Annotated in this window: 17 protein-coding genes; 11 read left to right on the forward strand and 6 right to left on the reverse strand. The window is 32.8% G+C overall.

What is annotated here, in order from left to right:
- Positions 1-22: 22 nt before the first annotated feature.
- Positions 23-859, forward strand: a complete 837-nt coding sequence (locus FBFL15_RS04445; protein WP_014083459.1) for an Rpn family recombination-promoting nuclease/putative transposase — start codon at positions 23-25, stop codon at positions 857-859.
- Positions 860-1135: 276 nt separating this feature from the next.
- Here FBFL15_RS04445 and FBFL15_RS04450 read toward each other — a convergent pair whose 3' ends face one another.
- The 3 genes from FBFL15_RS04450 to asnB all read right to left on the reverse strand — a co-directional run bounded on the left by FBFL15_RS04450 (position 1136) and on the right by asnB (position 3962).
- Complete coding sequence (locus FBFL15_RS04450; protein WP_014083460.1) at positions 1136-1576, reverse strand: VOC family protein; 441 nt, start codon at positions 1574-1576, stop codon at positions 1136-1138.
- A 34-nt stretch (positions 1577-1610) separates the two neighbouring features.
- Positions 1611-2021, reverse strand: a complete 411-nt coding sequence (locus FBFL15_RS04455) for an SRPBCC domain-containing protein (RefSeq protein ID WP_014083461.1) — start codon at positions 2019-2021, stop codon at positions 1611-1613.
- Between the two features lie 330 nt (positions 2022-2351).
- Positions 2352-3962 carry an asparagine synthase B gene (gene asnB, locus FBFL15_RS04460; RefSeq protein WP_014083462.1) on the reverse strand — a complete coding sequence of 537 codons (1611 nt, stop codon included), beginning with the start codon at positions 3960-3962 and terminating at the stop codon, positions 2352-2354.
- Positions 3963-4370: 408 nt separating this feature from the next.
- Here asnB and uvrA point away from each other — a divergent pair, with 408 nt between their 5' ends.
- The 4 genes from uvrA (at position 4371) to FBFL15_RS04485 (ending at position 12903) form a co-directional block, all read left to right on the forward strand.
- On the forward strand, positions 4371-7178 hold the full coding sequence (gene uvrA, locus FBFL15_RS04470) for an excinuclease ABC subunit UvrA (RefSeq protein ID WP_014083463.1): 2808 nt from the start codon (positions 4371-4373) through the stop codon (positions 7176-7178).
- A gap of 557 nt (positions 7179-7735) precedes the next feature.
- Positions 7736-9157: an ATP-dependent DNA helicase gene (locus tag FBFL15_RS04475; RefSeq protein ID WP_014083464.1), complete on the forward strand. Its 1422-nt coding sequence runs from the start codon at positions 7736-7738 to the stop codon at positions 9155-9157.
- A 408-nt stretch (positions 9158-9565) separates the two neighbouring features.
- On the forward strand, positions 9566-12238 hold the full coding sequence (locus tag FBFL15_RS15710) for a hypothetical protein (protein ID WP_014083465.1): 2673 nt from the start codon (positions 9566-9568) through the stop codon (positions 12236-12238).
- An 11-nt stretch (positions 12239-12249) separates the two neighbouring features.
- Positions 12250-12903 (forward strand): T9SS type A sorting domain-containing protein, encoded by a 654-nt coding sequence (locus FBFL15_RS04485; protein ID WP_014083466.1) that lies wholly within the window; start codon positions 12250-12252, stop codon positions 12901-12903.
- Positions 12904-12993: 90 nt separating this feature from the next.
- Here FBFL15_RS04485 and FBFL15_RS04490 read toward each other — a convergent pair whose 3' ends face one another.
- The gene (locus tag FBFL15_RS04490) at positions 12994-14142 is read right to left on the reverse strand and encodes a glycosyltransferase (protein WP_014083467.1); all 1149 of its coding nucleotides are present in this window, start codon (positions 14140-14142) and stop codon (positions 12994-12996) included.
- A gap of 46 nt (positions 14143-14188) precedes the next feature.
- Here FBFL15_RS04490 and FBFL15_RS04495 point away from each other — a divergent pair, with 46 nt between their 5' ends.
- Positions 14189-15265 (forward strand): glycosyltransferase, encoded by a 1077-nt coding sequence (locus tag FBFL15_RS04495; RefSeq protein WP_014083468.1) that lies wholly within the window; start codon positions 14189-14191, stop codon positions 15263-15265.
- Positions 15241-15684 carry a sugar 3,4-ketoisomerase gene (locus FBFL15_RS04500; protein WP_014083469.1) on the forward strand — a complete coding sequence of 148 codons (444 nt, stop codon included), beginning with the start codon at positions 15241-15243 and terminating at the stop codon, positions 15682-15684. The genes FBFL15_RS04495 and FBFL15_RS04500 overlap by 25 nt, the downstream gene beginning before the upstream one ends.
- Here FBFL15_RS04500 and FBFL15_RS04505 read toward each other — a convergent pair.
- Together FBFL15_RS04505 and FBFL15_RS04510 are read right to left on the reverse strand one after the other, a co-directional pair.
- Positions 15661-16590: a glycosyltransferase family 2 protein gene (locus FBFL15_RS04505; RefSeq protein ID WP_014083470.1), complete on the reverse strand. Its 930-nt coding sequence runs from the start codon at positions 16588-16590 to the stop codon at positions 15661-15663. The two genes, FBFL15_RS04500 and FBFL15_RS04505, sit on opposite strands and share 24 nt — an antisense overlap.
- Positions 16587-17510 (reverse strand): glycosyltransferase family 2 protein, encoded by a 924-nt coding sequence (locus tag FBFL15_RS04510; RefSeq protein WP_014083471.1) that lies wholly within the window; start codon positions 17508-17510, stop codon positions 16587-16589. Before FBFL15_RS04510 ends, FBFL15_RS04505 begins: the two co-directional genes overlap by 4 nt.
- Positions 17511-17563: 53 nt before the next feature.
- On the opposite strand from FBFL15_RS04510, the gene FBFL15_RS04515 reads away from it, so the two are divergent.
- The 4 genes from FBFL15_RS04515 to FBFL15_RS04530 all read left to right on the forward strand — a co-directional run bounded on the left by FBFL15_RS04515 (position 17564) and on the right by FBFL15_RS04530 (position 21567).
- Positions 17564-18379, forward strand: coding sequence for a 2OG-Fe(II) oxygenase (locus tag FBFL15_RS04515; RefSeq protein WP_014083472.1), 816 nt, complete (start codon positions 17564-17566; stop codon positions 18377-18379).
- Positions 18380-18496: 117 nt separating this feature from the next.
- Positions 18497-19126 carry a Crp/Fnr family transcriptional regulator gene (locus tag FBFL15_RS04520; RefSeq protein WP_014083473.1) on the forward strand — a complete coding sequence of 210 codons (630 nt, stop codon included), beginning with the start codon at positions 18497-18499 and terminating at the stop codon, positions 19124-19126.
- Between the two features lie 96 nt (positions 19127-19222).
- A complete protein-coding gene (gene aroC / locus FBFL15_RS04525) occupies positions 19223-20287 on the forward strand; it encodes a chorismate synthase (protein WP_014083474.1) in 1065 nt (354 codons plus the stop codon).
- Between the two features lie 29 nt (positions 20288-20316).
- The gene (locus tag FBFL15_RS04530) at positions 20317-21567 is read left to right on the forward strand and encodes a dicarboxylate/amino acid:cation symporter (RefSeq protein ID WP_014083475.1); all 1251 of its coding nucleotides are present in this window, start codon (positions 20317-20319) and stop codon (positions 21565-21567) included.
- Positions 21568-21906: the final 339 nt, after the last annotated feature.

Consider the following 21906-nt stretch of genomic DNA (forward strand, 5'->3'; position numbering starts at 1 on the left):
CTCGATATTTTAGAGCAAAACGATGAGAGCAAAATACATCAACCCATTTACGGATTTTGGATTTAAAAAAATTTTTGGAGAAGAGGTCAACAAACCTTTGTTGATAGATTTTCTGAATGCACTGTTGCCTCAAGCCAATAAAATTGTAGATCTAAATTTTAAAAACACAGAACAATTAGGACAATCGGATGCTGATAGAAAAGCCATATACGACATTTATTGTGAAAATGAAAAAGGCGAAAAGTTTATAGTAGAACTCCAAAAAGCAAAGCAAAATTATTTTAAAGAAAGAACCATTTATTATTCGACATTTCCCATTAGGGAGCAAGCCGAAAAGGGCGAATGGAATTATCATTTGAAGGCAGTTTATTGTGTTGGGATATTAGATTTTACGTTTGACGACTACGAAAACGAACCAGAAAAAAAGGAAGTAGTACACACAATTAAATTAAAAAACCAAAATGGGAAGACTTTTTATGAAAAATTGACTTACATTTACCTTGAAATGCCCAATTTTAAGCTCACAGAGTCAGCCTTAATATCTCGTTTGGACAAATGGTTGTACTTTATCAAGCATTTGGAAGATTTTCAATCTATACCTACAATTTTTAAGGACGAAGTATTTACCCAAGCATTTGAGAAAGCCGAATTAGCAACTTTTGGACAGGCCGAACTAGAGCATTATGAAAGTAGTTTAAAAACATACCGAGATCTAAAAGGAGTTATAGACACCGCTTTTGACGAAGGAAAAATGGAAGGAAAAATGGAAGTAGCAAAATCTGCCAAACAAATGGGGCTTGCTATTATGGATATTATGAAATTGACAGGCCTTTCTGAAAGAGAGATTGAGAAATTGTAAAAAAATAATTTGCTTTTTATTTTTAATGTGATACATGTTTGAAAACGGGAAGCCCTAGCCCAGATTGCAATGGAAATCCTTTTTGTTTTTTTTGGAATAAAGTTGGTTTGAAAGCAGGATTTTTATGTTGTTTGGTGTGTTTATAAAAAAACGATAAAAAAACAAAAAGATTGAAATGAAAAGCTGGAAATAGCTCCTAATAATTTATATTTTTATAAGATTTTGACCTATAAAAAATAATTTGTAGTGTTGTATTTTTTATAGGCCAAAATTTTGTTATTTGTCTAATGGGAAATCGTAATTCACCAACCATTGAATACCAAATTGGTCGGTAAGCATGCCGAAGTAAGCATTCCAAAACGTTTTTTCGAGGGGCATTGAAATGGTTCCACCAACTGCAAGTGCATTAAAAATGTGGTCTGCTTCTGAAACGGAGGCCGTGTTGATGGACAGCGCAATATTGTTGCCAAAAACCACTTTTCCGTACTTGCCTTCAATATTATCGCTACCCAAAAGTATGGTTTCATTACTGATAGGCAAGTTGATGTGCATGATTTTTTGTGCTACTTCGGGCAAAAGAGGTTCGTTGTCTTCGGATGGAGGCATGTCTGAAAAACGACCTACATAAGCAAAATCGCCTCCAAAAACTGATTTATAAAACAAAAAGGCTTCTTCGCAGTTGCCATTAAAAGTAAGATACGCATTGACTGTTGCCATAATGTGTTGATTGTAAATTAGTTATTAGGTTATGTTAATTTTGGGTTTGTTCTGTATATTTTTTAAAATTATCTAATATGGCCTGCCATCCCGCTTGTTGTAATTCGTGTGAGTTTTGGTTTTCGGGTTCAAAAGTTTCGGTAATGATTACGCCATTTGGGGTGTTTTCAAATGCTATTTGCACGGTTCTGTGGTCTGCCAACGTAAAATGGAGGTTTTTTTGAGGGTTTATAAGTGTATATTGTCCACCAAAATCAAAGCTAAATGAGCCATCTTTGGCCGCCATGGTATAGCAAAAAGTCCCATGAAGTTCGAGTTGGTTGGTGGCTTTTGTAGTATGCCAATCGGCAGAAGCATGGTTCCAATGCAGGACATGCTTTGGATTTGTCCAATATTCCCAAACGGTTTCTAAGGGAGCATTGACTTGTGTTTGTACTGTTATCATTTTAGTTCAAGGTTTTGTTTGAAATTCAAATGTATAAAAATATTTGAATAAATGGTTTTTTGTTTGTCCAATTTTCAATCAATACCATAAAAGTGGATGGTAATATGCCAAATATACATTTAAAATAGCCCAATCTATTGGTTCTTTTTTACTAAAATGAATCCAAAAAAATAGTTCCGTAACCAAGCTATGCAACGATTTTTTTTGAAAATTTTTTCTAAAAAATAACTACGCAACTTTGGACTATTTTATAAATATATTTGGTGTAAAGTGCCAAAAAAAGCGGATTTCCAAGATGGAGCACCGCTTTTTGGCTATGAATAAAAAAGATTAATTTGTTACTTGGGCAATTTGTACATCTGCTTGTACGTGTGCTGCATTGGCACGACCGCTAGGATCTTGGTTTTCTTGCCATTTTGGAATCCATTTTCTAACGGTTTGGGCAGCACTTTCTTGAGGGTAATATTTATGAAAAATAGTTCTATAAAAATAGGCCTCTTTTGTTGTTGGAGTATTGTAAGGATACAATTCTTCTGCAGCAGCTAAGGCTTCATCGGTTACTTTTGATGAGCAATAAGCAATTAATTGGTCGATCCAATTGTAGCCCACCCCGTCCGAGAATTGTTCTTTTTGTCTCCATAAAACTTCATCAGGAAGGTACGGATTGTTTGGGGTGTCAAACGCTTTTCTAAGAATATATTTTTCACGTCCGTCATAAGTTTTAGGTTGTTTTTCTTCAGGTTTGATGAGCATTGCCATATCCAAAAAGGCTTTGTCCAAAAAGGGTACTCGTGCTTCTAGTCCGTGTGCCATAGTTGATTTGTCGGCCCGCAACAAGTCAGCTGTAAATAGTTTTTGAACTCTTTCGATGGTTTCTTTCTGAAAATCTTCGGCAGAAGGAGCATTTCTAAAGTACAAATAGCCACCAAAAATTTCGTCGGCACCTTCGCCAGACAACACCACCTTGATACCCATATCGGTAATGGCTTTAGACAAGAAATACATTGGAGTACTGGCTCTGATAGACGTAACGTCGTACGTTTCGAGGTGCCAAACCAATTGGTCTAATATTTCGATACCTTGTTCAATGGTAAAGTGAATTTCGTGGTGCTCAGTACCTAAAAAGGCCGCTACTTTTTTGGCTGCTAAAGCATCGGGTGCGTTGCCATCTAGCCCTATAGAAAATGAATGTAAGGTTTTTCCTTGTTCTTTTAATAATCTTGAGGCAATAGACGAAGTTAAAGACGAATCTAACCCGCCCGAAAGCAATACTCCAATAGGCACATCGCTCATCAAGCGTTTGCGGGTAGCCTCTGTGAGTGTTTCGCGAATCAAGTCTAAATCCAATTCTTTAGTTGCTTTTGTATAATCTTCATATTCAGGTTTGTAGTATTTTACAAAACCTGTTTTTGCTGTATAATAATGTCCTGGAGGAAACGTTGAAAAAGTTTTACACTGATCGGCTATTGGTTTCATTTCCGACGAAAAATACATTCTTCCTCTGTCATCTACACCATAATACAAGGGTTTTACCCCCATTGGGTCTCGTCCTGCTATATAATCATCGCCATCAACTACTACAAATGCCCAGTCGCCATCGAGCATATTGCAAAAATCATAACCAAACGCTTCGTATAAATGCACAATGACTTCAGAATCGGATTTGGTTCTAAAGGTATGCCCTTTCAATACGCCGTCTCGTAAGGCTTGGTGGTTGTATATTTCGCCATTGTGTACCATATAGGCCGTTTTGGAACCTTTTATCGGTTGGCGACCTGAATGTAAATCGATAATAGACAAACGCTCGTGGCTCAAAATATGACCATTTTCGGTTACATGCAAATCACTTTCGTCTGGACCACGATGGGTCATTCTTTTAGATAATGATTTAACTAACTCTTCATCTTTTCCTTTTCCAATAATGGCTAAAATTCCGCACATAACTTTTTATTAATTATATTATTAAATGTTTTAAAATCTTGTTTCGTTTTGATGTTGCAAAATTGGTTTTTTAAATTGTTTTTTAAAACTAAAAAAGGTAAATTGATTTTAAATTGAAACAAAAAATCGCTAATTAGTAATAAAATATAATCAAAATTAACAATTTTAGTTCTCAAAATTAAAATTTGAAATATCGTAAAGTTATTGTTTCAAATTGAAAATGGTATAAGCGGGTTTATCATTTATTTCAAAAGGACAAATATCAGGATGAGGCTAAAATTAATTTTAATTATTTATATTTGCCAAAAGTATCAACAAGAATTATTGAGTGGCTGTTTTTTTGAATTTATTTCAAAACATACCAAAACAAACCACAGATGAACTTGCAACAAAAACCACCAACAGCGCATGAAACCAATTGATTTTGAAGGGCTTGACCCTAAAAAAAATATCCTTATTAAAGGTGCCGAAATCCATAATTTAAAAAGTATCGATGTAGCCATTCCTCGAAATCAGTTGGTAGTCATCACGGGGCTTTCGGGTTCGGGCAAATCGTCTTTGGCTTTTGACACCCTATATGCTGAAGGACAACGCCGTTATGTTGAAAGTTTATCGTCTTATGCCCGACAATTTTTAGGCAGATTAGACAAACCAAAAGTTACCTATATCAAAGGGATAGCACCTGCAATTGCAATCGAGCAAAAAGTCAATACTACCAATGCCCGTTCTACCGTAGGAACATCGACAGAAATTTACGATTATATCAAATTATTATTTGCAAGAATAGGCCGTACTTTTTCGCCAATTTCGGGTCTCGAAGTACAAAAACATACCGTTTCGGATGTAGTTTGTGCCGTAAAAACCTTGCCTCTTAACAGCAAATGGCTGCTTTTGGCCCCCATCATTTTAGAAGAAGGCCGAAAAATGGAAGACAAGCTTAAAGTATTGTTGCAACAAGGCTTTGCAAGGGTGTTGATCAATCAAGAAATTCATCGGTTAGACGCTTTAGACGCCATTCAATTTAGTAATTCACCCATATATTTAGTAGTAGATAGACTTGTAATTCAGGATGATGAGGCTTTTTTCAATAGGCTTTCGGATGCTGTTCAAACCGCTTTTTTTGAAGGTAAGGGCAGTTGTATTTTACAAGAACCTGATGGTAAAAACAGCCAATGGTTTAGCAATAATTTTGAACAAGATGGCATGACTTTTTTAGAACCCAACATCCATTTGTTTAGTTTCAACAATCCGTATGGAGCCTGTCCAACGTGCGAAGGATATGGCAACATTATTGGAATAGACGAAGAGTTGGTAGTGCCAAATACCGCTTTGTCTATATTTGAAAATGCCATTTTCCCGTGGCGTGGCGAAAGCATGAGCTGGTATAAGGACGAACTCGTAAAACATGCTTATAAATTTGATTTTCCTATTCATAAACCTTACTTTGAACTCTCAGACACCCAACGACAATTGGTTTGGGAAGGCAATCAATATTTTCAAGGGTTGAACAGTTTTTTTAAAGAATTAGAAGAAAAAAATTACAAAATACAAAATCGGGTGTTGTTGTCTCGATACAGAGGCAAAACCAAATGCCCTACTTGCAAAGGCAGAAGGCTTCGGGTGGAGGCGTCATACATTAAAATCAACAACAAAACGGTTTCGGAATTGGTTGATTTGCCCATCAAAAATTTGATTCCATTTTTTAAAAATTTGAAATTATCAGATTTTGAGCAGCAAGTGGCCAAACGACTTTTGATAGAAATCAACAACAGATTGTCGTTTTTGAGTCAAGTAGGCTTGGATTATTTAACCCTCAACCGCAACTCGGTGACGCTTTCGGGTGGCGAATCGCAGCGCATCAATTTGGCAACCTCCTTGGGCAGTTCGCTGGTGGGGTCTATGTATATACTAGACGAACCCAGCATAGGGCTACACCCAAAAGACACCGAAAAATTAATCGAAGTTTTAAAAGCATTAAAAAAACTAGGCAATACCGTTATAGTTGTAGAGCATGATGAAGACATCATGAAAGCCGCCGATATGATTATAGATATTGGTCCAGAGGCTGGCACCCTTGGCGGGCATCTAGTGGCCCAAGGCAGCTTTGCAGAAATGCTACAATCGCAGTCGCTAACAGCACAATATTTGAATGGACAAAAGCAAATTGACATTCCAAAACACCGACGCAAATGGAAACATTTTGTGGAAATACGGGGTGCCAGAGAACACAATTTAAAAAACATCGATGTGGTGTTGCCTCTCGATGCCTTAACGGTTATAACAGGAGTTTCGGGTTCAGGAAAAAGTACATTGGTCAAAAAAATTGTATTTCCAGCCCTTCAAAAAGCCCTAGTTGGCATGGGAGACAAGCCAGGGCAGTTTTCCGAAATAAAAGGCAGTTTTGCCCATCTCAAACACATCGAATATATAGATCAAAACCCCATTGGCAGAAGTTCTCGTTCCAATCCTATTACTTATATCAAAGTTTATGACGATATTAGAGCCTTGTTTGCCAAAGAAAAATTAGCCAAATTGAGGGGCTACGAAGCCAAACATTTTTCATTTAATGTAGATGCTGGCCGATGCGAGAGCTGTAGCGGCGAGGGCAGCATCAATGTAGAAATGGTGTTTATGGCCGACGTTACTTTGCCTTGCGAAACCTGTATGGGCAAACGCTTTCAAAAAGAAATTTTAGAAATCACCTTTCAAGATAAAAATATTTACGACATCCTAACCATGACGGTTGATGATGCCATGGTATTTTTTGAAAATCACCAACAAAACAAAATCGTTCAAAAAATCAAACCCCTTCAGGATGTAGGTTTGGGCTATGTACAACTTGGACAATCTTCTTCGACCCTCTCTGGCGGCGAGGCACAACGCATCAAATTGGCCTCCTTTTTAGTAAAAGGTCATACCAAAGAAAAAGCCCTTTTTGTATTTGATGAGCCCACAACAGGATTGCATTTTCATGACATCAAAAAATTGTTAAACTCCTTTAATGCCTTAATAGAAAACGGACATTCCATCATAGTAATCGAACACAATTTGGATTTGATCAAATGTGCCGATTGGCTAATAGACCTTGGTCCAGAAGGAGGCGAAAACGGCGGACACCTATTAGCCGTTGGCACTCCCGAAACGGTTGCCCAAAACCCCCAATCGATCACTGGGCAATATTTGAAAAAAATATTAAAACCCAATAAAAACAGCTAAAATCTAACAAAAAACCAATTTATTGGGTGTTCCCCAAGGGTCGGGGTATCCGTTGCAAACAACGTTCATTGAAGTCCAAATGTAGTACCAAATATACATATCTAATGGTTCTTTTTTGCTAAAATGAGTCAAAAAAATAGTTCCGTAGCCCAGCTATGCAACGATTTTTCTTGAAAATTTTTTCAAAAAAATAACTACGCATCTTTGGACTATTTTATAAATATTTTGGGTATAATATAATTTTGTGAAATAATCTTTTTTGATTACCACATTCAGAAACGATATTCGTGCAATACAACACCCCACTTGGGGGCTGGGGGGCTTCTAAAAGGATTTCCACTGCTATCCCTAACGCAAAATCTGGTGTTTATTGCAAAGATAATATTATGTATTTACTTATATTTATATTTTATATAGAAAAAAAAATTAAATTAAATTACAATAATAAACACTTAAATGAACTACATTTTTTTCGGCTTCATTTAGCAAAAAGAACAAACTGTTGGGGCTTTTTTATAGCCATATTTGGTATAACTTTGTCCCAAAGTATTTATCACATGGAATCGGCAAAGTTTTATAGTTTACTCAATCAACATTTCCCTTTTGAACCCACACTCAAGCAAGCTGCTTTTTTGCAAAAAATGGCGGTGTATATTACCAATACTTCCAACAACGAAATATTTGTTTTGAAAGGCTTTGCAGGTACAGGAAAAACAACCCTAATTGCTACTATTGTAAACCAATTGGCTGCCATCAACAAAAAATATGTGTTGTTGGCTCCCACAGGAAGAGCCGCCAAAGTGATAGCCAACTACAGCCAAAAACCAGCATTTACAATTCATAAAAAAATATATTATCCAAAAAAATCTACGGGCGGCGGCATAGCCTTTACCAAACAGCAAAACAAACACAAAAATACCCTATTTATTGTAGATGAAGCTTCGATGATTTCGGATATTGGACAGGATAGCAAAATGTACGAAAACGGGTCGCTTTTGAACGATTTGATCGATTATATTTACAGCGGCACCAATTGTAAAATGATACTTTTGGGCGATACAGCCCAGTTGCCACCCGTCAATATGGAGGTTTCACCTGCACTAGACCCCGATACTTTGGCCCTACATTATGACAAAAAAATCGATTGGATAGAGCTCGATGAGGTAATGCGTCAGGCCTTACATTCGGGTATTTTGTATAATGCTACCGAGTTGCGATCGCTTTTAAAAGACAGTTTTATCACCGAATTCCGATTCAAAATCAAAGGATTCAAAGATATTATTCGGCTCACAGACGGCTACGACATTCAGGATGCTATCAATACAGCTTATAGCAATTATTCTATAGAAGATACCACCTTTATTGTAAGGTCAAACAAAAGGGCCAATCAATACAACGAACAAATACGATCCAAAATACTATTTAAAGAAAGTGAATTGGCCACAGGCGATTTTTTGATGGTGGTAAAAAACAATTATTATTGGCTCAAAGACCAAGACGAGGCAGGATTTATTGCCAATGGCGACATTATCGAAGTTTTAGAAATACACGGTTTTAAGGAATTGTATCAATTCAAATTTGCACGGGTCAAAATCCGAATGGTAGATTATCCAAACCAAAAACCATTTGAAACCGTTTTGATTCTCGACACGATTTCCAGCGAATCACCTGCACTAACTTATGAACAATCCAATTTGCTATATACAGAAGTTATGAAGGATTATGAAGATGAAAAAACGGGGTATAATAAATATAAAAAAGTAAGGGAAAACGAATATTTTAATGGTTTGCAAGTAAAGTTTTCGTATGCAATTACGTGCCACAAATCGCAGGGCGGACAGTGGAACACTGTATTTATAGAACAACCCTATTTGCCCGAGGGCATCAATTCGGCCTATATTAGATGGTTATATACAGCCATAACCAGAGCCAAGGACAAACTCTACTTGATTGGCTTTAAGGACGATTGGTTTTTATAGTTTTATTTATTTATTTAAATAAATAAAAACTTTCATTTCTATTTTAATTCTCAATACAATATAACGAAATATCAAAGTCCAGTTGCTGATTTTGTATTGGGATACTATCTAAAGTTATCGTTGTGGTTAAATTTTTTTCATTTTATTTGCAGTAATTAATTAAAAAAAAGTATTATGAATAAATTATTAAATTATTAAATTATTAAATTATTAAATTATTAAATTATTATTTTAACTTAAATTAAAAAAATAATTTAATATTATGTTTTAAATAATTGTTTTTATGATTTATTAATATATTATTTTAAATAAAATATTATAAAAAAATTTGTTTTTATTTTTTTATAATATAAATAACAACTAATTTTGAGACTTATAAATATCTTAATTTAAACTACAATGAAAAAAATGAAACAAAATGTTTATCATAAATTTTTTAAAAATTTATGGAAATTAGTAAGTCTTACCCTTTTGGTTACTTATAATGTAATTTTAGGGCAAACAAATCCAACTGTAATCGGAACAGAGGTATTTACAATAAGTGCATCATCGACTCCAGTAAGTCCATCAAATATTAAAAATGCGGCACATTATTTTGTAACAAATTCAGGAACAAATTATTTGAATGATGCTATTCAATTTGCATTAAATGCGGGTTATAAAAATATTTATATAGAAGAAGGAACTTATTTGGTTAATAAGACAATAAATTTTCATAGTATTACTACTAACAAACTACTTTCGGGAATTAAAATAGAAGGGGCAGGTATGGGTACCATTATAAAGCCTAATGTAACAACTTTAACGAGTATTTTTAATATAGGAGCTTTTTTAAATACACCCAAAATTAACGATTCGTATTGTGAAAATAATATAATTAGCAATATTTTTATTGATTTAGACACAAAAATAAGAACGGGTGTAAGGATTGGAGCTAGAGGACAGTATGCTTTAATTGAAAATTTATGGATTCAAAACGCTCAAGTAGCAGAAACAGAGCAATATTTTACAAAATACGTGTCAGATATTCAATGGATAGACAATAAACCTGTAGAAAAAGAAACTCAAATTACTGCAAATGTTGCAAAAGGCAATGGTGCTATATTAATTGATTTACCTTTAGATAACGATCCTACTACTACTATTTTAGACGGTTTTTTTATTAGTACTACTAGTAATCCTAATGGACTTGCTTATGAATCTGATTTTAATAAGTTTAATAATATTAAAATAAGAGATTGTGATATCGGAATTAGTTATAACTTTAAAAATATTTCATTACTTATTCAAAGTACTTTTAATGGCAATGTATTTAATGATATAATAATAGAGAGGTTTAAAACAGCTGTGGACTTTGGTCCAGTAGCTGCAAATTGTAGTAATAATCTTTTTAGCAATTTTGGGATACAACCAGACAAGATAAAAAATCAATTTGTATTTAGAAGAATTCATGGAAATCGTAACACACTCACAAACATCAATACATTTGATTGGACAGCAGCCTCTCCTTCCATTTTTATATACGATATTTCATCCTCTGCAAAACAATTAACCATTGAAAATTCAAATTTGAGAGCAACTGCAAACCTTAAAAATAACCCATTTTATATAAAAGACGATGGATATGATACTAAACTCATAAATAATAACGATGTAAATGGTTATACTAATAATATTTTGAGAGGCGTTAAAGACTTTGCTGTTTTTGGACAAAATTATTACAATAAAACCGAAAATGATTTTCAAGCCATTAATTTTAATACCATTGATTTTGATGATATCAGAAATTATGCTGGTGCTAGATTTGGAGCAATTATGGGATATCCTAATAGATTTTGGGTAAGAAATAAAAATATTGTTATAGGGCAAATGAATTTGAATGCAAATGAATTTGATAATAGATCGTCAATTGAATTATATGGTAAATTAAAATGGCAACCTTATGAAGCTTTTGGTACGGTTGAAGGTCCAAATAAATATGTATTAGCAAACTCAGATAATTTTTGTGGAGTTCAATGGACAAAAGTTTCAGACCTTTTAAGCAATTCAACTTGGAATCATATAGCCTCGCAAAATGTTAAGATGAATAATTTTGCTATTGTAAATAACCCAGCGGTACCAGATCCAGCAAATGCACCTGGAATCAGGCTAGATAATGCGGGAAATGTTAGAATTGGAACAAGTGCACCAGTAGCTAATGCTGAACAATTGCAAGTGGATGGAGATGTTAAAGCTCAAAAATTGATTCTTACTAAAGGGCTAATTAACGGATCTTTTTTTAACTCTATAGCAGAAAGGGATGAAAAATCATTAGTTTTAAATGTTGGTAACTTGGTAGGTACAGACCCTAAATCAAGAATGTTAAAATTTTTTGATTTTCCTTCTTCAAATCTGGATTCTAAATCTTGGTTTTGGTTTGGACTAGAAGATAGGAGTGATATGAATAGACTTAGATTTTTTGCTAAAGCCAATGGAGAGAGTGAGTTTATTTTGAGTGACAAAGGACAAAATGTAAATTTTGAAATTTTTGAAGGAAATGATTATGTATTGCAAGTAATGCCAAAAACAGATTCACATTTTATAATTGGAGGAGGTGACAACATGACTTTTCCATTTAATCCTGATTATCATAACTATAGCTTTTGGGTTAAATCTGGAAATGCGAGATTTGATAATAAAGTCGGAATTGGTTCTGTAAATTTCAGAGTTTTTTCTGACGATACAGCTGCAACAGCCACAAGTCCTGCTTTTGTGGGGGATTATCGTTTGGTAGTTGATGGAAACATTAGAGCTCGTGGTTTTAAAGCCTCGGTTGGTCAGTGGCCTGATTATGTTTTTAATACAAATTACAAATTACAAACCTTAAACCAAGTTGAAAAACATATTGCAGAAAACGGTCATTTGCCAAATGTTCCTTCTCAAAAAGAAATGAAGGAACATGGTATAGATATAGTAGGTATGGCACAAATTCAGATGCTAAAAATTGAGGAGTTGACATTATATCTTATATCTCAAAATAAAAAAATGGAACAACTCGAAAATGAAATCAAGCAGTTAAAAAATCTAATAGATAAACGTTAAAACATAATATTATGTATAAGAAAGCAATATTATTTCTATTTTCAACACTTGGTTTGATAGCTCAAAATTCTAAAAAAATCTACAGAGAACTTAATGAAGAAGAAAATAACTCCATATATACATTATTTAAAGAACAATGTGAGGCAAACATATTTGTTGATGCACTAAATAGCGAAAACGGAAATGCGGTTTTAAATAACAAGAATATTAGTCGAGGAATTATTATAATACAAAAAGCTAATAAATCTATCAGTATTAATAATTCTGCTTTTATAGGGGATGCACAAATAATAATTAGTGCCAAACACAACGTAAACATATTCCCTGGAAGTTTAATAGCACCAAGTTTCAATGGAGATGTTACCATTTTTACATCTGATTTTAACAATAAAACACCAGCAGAAATGCTACAAAGTACTGACAAAAAAAACAGTACCTCTTTGTATCCAAATCCGACTAAAGGCAATTTAACTATAAAACTATCTAACAGTTACACCCATGGAGCTTTACTTTATGTATATGACAGCAAAGGGGCTTTAGTTATGGAACAAGTAATAAAAGATACTCCGAAAATAATAGACACCGTAGCTTTGCCCGTAGGTGTGTATATGGCAACTTTAATTTCAGAAGATAATCGAGAAACTATTAGATTTGTAAAAGAATAATTTTTTTGTAGATTTACTAATACTCCCTTAATATTATATAACAGCATTTTTTTGGCTATTAGTAATATAAGGGAGTTTTTTATTTGTAAGTTATTTTACTAAATTTCCACTCCAAACATCCATATATTTCTCTGATATTTTTATATAGTTATGTTTTTTTTCTATAAAAATTCTAGCATTTTGACTTATTTTTTTAATTTTACATTTATTTTCAAGTAAATAGCTTATATTTTTGATTAAATCTTTTACGTCTGGAAGAGCCTCTATAGCTACTTCGTTTTTTTGAAGTTGATAGTATTTTAAAAAATCGTGATTTGCACCCGTAAATACTACCTTGCCTTTTGCCATAGCTTCTAATGCGTTGTATCCTTGATCTTTTGCAAAAATTTGATCCATAAATAAATGGGCTTCGTCATAAAAATTGATGTATTCTGAATATGGTAGATTTTTCACCTTAATAATTTGAACTTGTGAGCCGTATTTTTTTTCAATAAAATCTAATGCTAATTCAAAATAATCGATTCCTTTTTTGAAATAACTTTGCTCATTGATACCTAAAAAAATGGTAATTGGTTTTGCAAATTCTAGCGGTTTATAGTCTAGTTTATCTATTTGAATAGGATTTGGAATCATCCCTAAATATTTTGGATGATCTATAAGTGGAATATGATAATCTATATCAGAAGCAATAATACCAACTATATTTTGGACAATATATTCATGTAGTTTCTTCATCTCTTTACTTTGAAATTTTAACACTCCTAAAAACGATTTACGAGCTATTTTACCCATCATAAAAGGAGTAGCAATATTATTTTGAGTGTGGTTTTCAAAATTGTATTTTACATTTATATAGTCATCTCCACAGGATAAAAGAAATACTTTTTTATTGTGTTTGAAAATGTATTTTAAAATTTTTTTTTCAAAAAAAGCATTGCAAAAAAAACTATTTTCATTAATTAATTGGACTATATCATAATTAGTAAAATAATGTTTGTTTTTTTTGAAAAATTTATATGTTAAATAGGATGAAATATCAAAATATGTAAGTTTATAACAAGCTACTTTTAATTTTTTTTTGATACCAGAATCCCATTTTTTTGTAAATTTAAAATCTACTTGATATTTTTTAAAACCATCATCAAAACCTGCCAATACAACATGATGACCGTTTTTTATCAATCCTTCTTTTAAAGTATTATGCAAATTACTAAATTCGCCAATGAGTAATATATTCATCTAATTTTGTATATTTGGCAAATATATTTTAATTTTTTGAATATTAATGAATGTACCAAATACAAAAATTGCACTCGTATCTCATTCTTATAGTAAGGGAGGAGCCGAGCGGTTTGCTGCTTCGTTGAGTTTTTTACTCGATGAAGCTGGTTTTGATATATACAATATTTTGATTTGTAACGAAGTAGATTTTGCATATAAAGGAACATTACTCAATTTAGGCAAAATAAATGGTTTTCCGGTTGTTAAAAAAATTAAAAAAGCATATATTCTTTATAAATATTTAAAACAAGAAAAAATAGATGTAATTATTGACAACAGAACCCACAATCAATTTTTTAGTGATTGGATTTTATATAGAATATTTTCAAATAGAAAAAAAATTTGTATTGTGCATAGCTCTTTTATTCAGAATTATATACCTGAAAATATCTTTTTAGCAAAATTTTTATTTACTAAAAATACAAAATTTATAGGAGTTTCAAAATATATTACAAACTCAATTAAAGAAAAATATCCTTTTTTTAAAAGTTTTTTAATATATAATTTTATCAATACTGAACATTTAGAAAGACAAAAAATTTTAAATAAGTCAAATTATATTTTATATTTTGGCAGGATTGACAATAAAGTAAAAAATTTTGATTTAATGTTAGAAAGCTATAAGTTATCCGAAGTTTTTAAACAAGGTATTAAACTTTACATCATGGGCGATGGCAATGACGATGAATTGTTAAGAAACTTGATTTTTAAATTTAAACTTGACGAATATGTTGTAAGAATACCATTTAATAACAATCCTTTTGAATATGTATCAAAAGCACTTTTTACATTATTGACAAGTCATTATGAGGGTTTTCCATTGTCTATAATCGAATCCTTATCGCTAGCTACTCCTGTTGTCTCTGTTGATTGTATATCAGGCCCTTCAGAAATTGTTGTCAATAGAAAAAATGGCATTTTAGTACCCAACTATCAACCAAAATTATTGTCCAAAGCTATTCAAGAAATGGTTTTAAATGAGGAATTGTATTTAGTATGTAAAGAAAATGCTTTGAAAAGTGTGTTTCATTTATCCAAACAACCTATAGCTAAACAATGGAAAAAAATAATAGAATCTTAATAAAACCAACTACAATAGCTGATGTAGTTAAAATTGAAATACCAAAAGTACAAGATACACGCGGTAATTTATCCGTTATTGAAGGGAGATTAATTCCGTTTGAAATTAAACGAGTTTATTATTTGTATGACGTGCCTAGTGGCGCAACAAGAGGTGGGCATGCTCATATACAATTGCAACAGTTTATTATGGTTTTAAGCGGTAGCTTTGACATTGTTTTAAAGGATGGAGCCAATGAATGTAAAATAAATTTGAATAAGCCTAATGAAGGAATTTTGATACCTCCAGGAATATGGCGAGAACTTGAAAATTTCTCTTCAGGTAGTGTTTGTTTAGTTATAGCATCCGAAGTTTTTGAAGAAACAGATTATATCCGACAATATGAAGATTTTTTATCATTTAAAAATACTATTACTTAATCCGGTTTTAAACAAAAATAACCTTAAATTAACCAATGTTTTTAATAAAAAAACGGGGCAATTAAGTAAAATACGTTTTTTTAATGGTAAATTCTTTTTATCAATTTGATTTTTAATTTTCTGGAATTGGATAGTTTCACCTTTCATTTTCACCTTTAATGCAACAGAAAACCTATTATAATCTAAGAATTTTTTTAAATCTAAATTTTGTTTAGTGAATTTTTCATATTTAGAAAAATCAAACACGTTCAAAAAATAGCTATCTTTTCGTGATAAACTATTTCTATCAAAAACATATTTTGCTAAAATATCCCAACAAAAAACGACTTTATACTGTAGTCCAATTCTTATCCATAAATCAGTGTCTTCACCACCTTTTATTGTGGTATCAAAACCGCCAATTGATTTAAAAACCTCTTGATCCAAAACTACGCATGAAGTCCAAATGATAGATTCTTTTAAGCTTGAAGTAAAAAAATCTAAAATTTCTACAAAATTGTTTTGTTGAATAGAATAACTAGCTTTTGAAGTTCTATTCCCGTTTTCTACCTCAATTGCAGCTGAAAATACATGATACGAATTATGTATTTGTATAATATTAAAAAATGTTTTTAAAAAATGTGGATGCCAATAATCATCGGCATCTAAAAAAGCAATATACTTGGCATTAGCTTTCTTAATACCAAGATTTCGAGCAAAAGATACACCTTTATTAGTTTGATGGTATATTTTTAATCTAAAGTCATTAAAGTTACTAATTATTTCACAACTTTTATCTGTTGAACCGTCATCTATTATTAATATTTCATAATCTGTAAAAATTTGATTAAATACACTTTCTAAAGTTTTTTTAATAAACTTTTCTTTGTTATATAGTGGTATAATAATAGAAAAATAGGGTGTCATATTAATAGCGTACTAGAATTTTTTTCCTCCTTTTTGGTGCTAATTTTACAAAAATAACCTAATCTATAAATATCAAATAGAAACAAACTAGGATTTGATGAAAGCAAGTTGTATTCAAGCTTTTTTTGAAATTTAATAAAAAAAAACAAAAAAATATTTTTTAAATAAACTTTATTTAACCAATAATACAAGTAAGTTATTGCATTATCTTGATGATGCAAGATATTTTTATCTAATAACATTTTTAAATTATTTAATGAACATTTCCATTTCAACAAATATTCAAATGATTGTTCATTATAGTCATGTATTGTTGGGTTATCAATGTGTTTGATAAACACACCACTTTTTTTAATATCTAGTATAAACATTATATCTTCATACCCATATTCCGTTATTTCTTTACGAAATGGTGTTTTTAATAAAATAGATTTTGGTATTAACGTATTGGAAATTAGGCAACTTTTATATGGGTTTTTATTTCTTTTTAATACAGATTGAGTTTCTCGATGTTTACCATAATACCATCTTAATAAATAATTTTTTTCTGGCAACTCAGTATTATAAATAATTCCACCAAATATAATTTTATTTCCAATCATGTGATCAATGAAATTTTTTAAATAAAATTCATTATAAATTTTCATATCACAATCAATGAATAGTATCCAATCATATTTTGCTTTTCTAATTAAAGAATTTCGGTTTTCACTTCTACCAATGTTAATAGTATTTATTAAAAATTTACAATTTGAAATCTTGTTTATTTTTTTATTGTGATTTAATATTTCCAGATTTTTAGACCCATCATCTTGAACAATGATTTCAAATACAATACGTTCTGTAGTTGCTTGCCTATACAAATTTTTTACTAATGCTAAGGTTTTGTATTGAAAAGTCGGAATTAATATTGAAATCATTTTACTAAATATTCTATATTTGCAAAGAAAGTATTTTTATTGATCAAAACAAAATGTATAATCGAACAAATGTAGCACTTTTAATTTATGAGCAACTCAATGCTCAAAAATTGGCTTTGCAAGAACAATTCTTAAAATCAAAACACGAAATTGGCTTTTTTTATATAGATCAATTGTTACCCAACGATTTGGCACTTCTGTTGCACGATGTTTTTCCAAAATCAAACGCCATGGTACTCAAAAAAAGCCTTAGAGAGGACAAATATATTGCGGTTCAAATGAATTTGTACCACCCCATTTTAGAAGAAGTTTTATTTGCTTTTCAAGACGAAAAAATCGTGAGGATAATTAGCGAAATTTGCACAATTAATGATGTAATCCCAGACGATTCGTTGTATGCAGGCGGCATTTCGTTGATGGAAAAAAACCAATTTTTGAATCCGCATTTGGATAATTCTCACGACAAAAATCGTGAAAAATGGCGGGTACTCAACCTTTTATATTACGTTTCTCCAAACTGGACACTCGAAAATGGTGGACATTTAGAGCTTTGGCCACACGGCCTCCAACATAAACCTGTTACCATTGCAAGTCAATTCAACCGTTTGGTTGTTATGGCAACACACCAAAAATCTTTACATTCTGTATCGCCCGTTGTCGTAAATGATGCCCGAAAATGTATCTCTAATTATTATTTTTCAAACCAGCCACTTACTGATTTAGACCAATTTCATGTAACATCTTTTCGAGGAAGACCCGAAAACAAACTAACCGATGTCATTTTGCAAGCCGATAACTGCTTACGGATGCTTGTGCGGCAGTTTTTTAAAAAAGGCATCAAGGAAAATCCACATTTTTATAAAAAATAGTACCTATTATGTATGTAAATGTTGCTTCCAATTATAAAATTGCTTTTTTTTAAAATTGTAACAAACATAAAATAGAATTTGTATATTTGAAACCAAATTTTATTGGCCACTTAAAAAATGAAAATAGCACTCAAAAAAATATTTCCTAATTTTTCAAATGACTTAATTTCAGAAATTGAAAATCATGCAACTTTAAATGTTTTTGAACCCGAAACCATTTTGATGCGAACAGGTCAGTACATCAAAAATACGGTTTTAGTATTGAAAGGACGTATAAAAATATACAGAGAAGACGACGAAGGTGGAGAATTTTTTATGTATTATTTACAACCTGGTCAGGCTTGTGCTATTTCTATGATATGTGCTACCAGAAACAAACAAAGCCAAATTATGGCCAAAGTAGTTGAGGAGACAGAAATTATTAGTATTCCTCTTCAATTGATGGATAAATGGATGATGAATCACAAAACGTGGTACGAATTTGTAATCGAAACTTACAGAAGTAGGTTTGAAGAGGTGTTGGAAGTTGTAGATAATATAGCTTTTAGAGCCATGGACGAACGATTGGAGTTTTACCTCAAAAGACACAGCGACGCTTGTGGTTGTTTTGATTTGAAAATTTCGCACCAACAAATTGGCAACGAATTGCACACCTCTCGAGAAGTAGTATCCCGATTGTTGAAAAAAATGGAGCAACGTGGCATGTTAAAATTGCACCGAAATCACATCGAATTGTTAGATATATAGTACCTTGAGTGTGTTTTTGTGGCAGATCAGCATCTTTTTAAAAAAACGTTTTAAGGATACACACTAAATGCTTACTTTTGAAAAAAAATTAATAAAATGGCAGGAAATACTTTTGGAACACTTTTTAGAATTACAACCTTTGGCGAATCACATGGCGAGGCACTTGGCGGCATTATTGATGGTTGCCCCGCCGGAATTACTTTAGATTTTGAGGCCATACAACACGAAATGGAACGCCGCAAACCAGGACAATCTGCCATTGTAACCCAACGAAAAGAAAATGATGAGGTGCAGTTTTTGTCAGGAATTTTTGAAGGAAAAACCACAGGAACTTCTATTGGATTTATAATTCCAAATACCAATCAAAAATCTGGCGACTACTCCGAAATCAAAAATACCTACAGACCCAGCCATGCCGATTATGTATATGATCAAAAATATGGCTTTAGAGATTATAGAGGCGGCGGCAGAAGCTCTGCCCGCGAAACAGCCAGTCGAGTGGTGGCCGGAGCCATTGCCAAACAATTTTTAAAAAACATCAAAATTCATGCTTTTGTATCCTCTGTGGGGTCAATATTTATGGAAAAGCCTTATCAAGATATTGATTTTAATGCCATAGAAAGCAATCCCGTAAGGTGTCCAGACCCCGAAACTGCTGCCAAAATGGAAGCGTATATCAAAGATATTAAAAAACAAGGCGACACCGTGGGCGGAACTATTACTTGTGTTATTCAAAACGTGCCCATTGGCCTTGGCGAACCCGTTTTTGACAAACTACATGCCGAGTTGGGCAAAGCCATGTTGTCTATCAATGCTGTCAAAGGGTTTGAATACGGCAGCGGTTTTTGTGGCTCAAAAATGACGGGCAGCCAGCATAACGACTTGTACCACCCTGATGGAACAACAAAAACCAACTTGTCTGGCGGTATTCAAGGGGGGATTAGCAACGGCATGGATATTTATTGTAGAATTGCCTTTAAACCCGTTGCAACCTTAATTCAAAAGCAAGACGTACTGACAAACCAAAATACCATCATCTCACAACAAGGCAAAGGAAGACACGACCCCTGTGTGGTGCCAAGAGCCGTACCCATAGTAGAAGCCATGGCCGCATTAGTAGTTGCAGACATGCAACTCATGCATCAGGCATATCAAAAATAAATTTTTTATCATTTCAAATAAATATAATAATGACTTCAAATACTCCTAAAAAATCAATTACCAGTAACTTGACTTTTCAAATATTAATAGCCATGCTGCTTGGAGCCATTTTGGGTATTATTATTCACAATCATTATGATGCCGTAGCGGCCAAATCATTTTCAGATAAAATAAAAATGCTCGCTACCGTTTTTATTCGATTGGTACAAATGATTATTTCGCCCTTGGTTTTTACAACTTTAGTGGTTGGTATTGCCAAGTTGGGCGACTTAAAAGCTGTTGGACGAATAGGTGGCAGGGCTATGGCTTGGTTTTTTTCGGCCTCGTTCGTATCGTTATTAATCGGTATGTTCTGGATCAATGTATTACAACCTGGCAAAGGCCTAACCCTTGGAAATGTAGATTTGAATAGTGCTAGCGAAGTTACCGAAAAAACAAGTCATTTTTCGGCACAAAATTTTGTAGAACACATCATCCCAAAAAGTATAGTCGAAGCCATGGCAACCAACGAAATTTTGCAAATCGTTATTTTTTCCATTTTCTTTGGCCTTGCAGCAGCCTCGCTCGGACAACACGTAAAACCCGTGGTAAATGCTTTGGATAAAATATCGCACATCGTATTAAAAATGGTGAATTATGTCATGAAATTTGCACCCATTGGCGTGTTTGGTGCCATTGCAGGCGTGTTTGCCATCCGCGATTTAAACGAACTTTTGGTTACTTATGCCAAGTTTTTTGGTTCATTTTTGGTTGGCATCGGTACATTATGGGTTTTTCTTATTGCTGTTGGTTTTTTATTTTTAAGAAAAAGAATGGTTGTATTACTAAACCATATTATAAGTCCGCTCATGATTGCGTTTGGTACCACAAGTTCCGAAGCGGTTTTCCCAAAATTAACCGAAGAACTAGAACGATTTGGAGTCAAAGACAAAGTAGTTTCATTTATGTTGCCCCTTGGTTATTCCTTCAATTTAGATGGTAGCATGATGTATATGACATTTGCCAGTATTTTCATTGCCCAAGTATATAACATACAGTTAGATTATCCCACACAAATCACCATGTTGTTTGTACTCATGCTCACCAGCAAAGGGATTGCAGGCGTTCCACGAGCCAGTCTAGTAGTTGTAGCGGCTACTTGTGGTATGTTTAAGATACCAATTGAAGGCATTGCTCTTATTTTGCCAATCGATCATTTTTGCGATATGTTTAGAAGTGCTACAAATGTTTTAGGCAATGCCTTGGCCACTTCTGTCGTTGGAAAATGGGAAAAAGAATAGCCAATTTTAAAATCAAGACTATTTTATCCTATAGTCTTACCTATTTTGCCAAGCGTTATTCTCCATCTTTGTCAAAGTGTAAAACCAATATATAATAAGTATTGTGCTTTAAGTAGCAATTCCAGCTTTTCGTTACAAATCCTCGCCACAAAAGGGTTTTTTGTACACCACAAAAGGAGCTTCCGCTGGTCGCTCTTTTGTGGCTACAAAAAAATCCCTTTTGTGGCTGCGGGTTTTTCACTTCAATCTGGGCTAAAAAAACTTTATACACTTTTTAGCACACTGCTCTATTTGGTATAATACACTTTTTTAGAACATTAACTTCCAAAAAAAAATCCC

Source organism: Flavobacterium branchiophilum FL-15, assembly GCF_000253275.1.
GTDB lineage: Bacteria > Bacteroidota > Bacteroidia > Flavobacteriales > Flavobacteriaceae > Flavobacterium > Flavobacterium branchiophilum.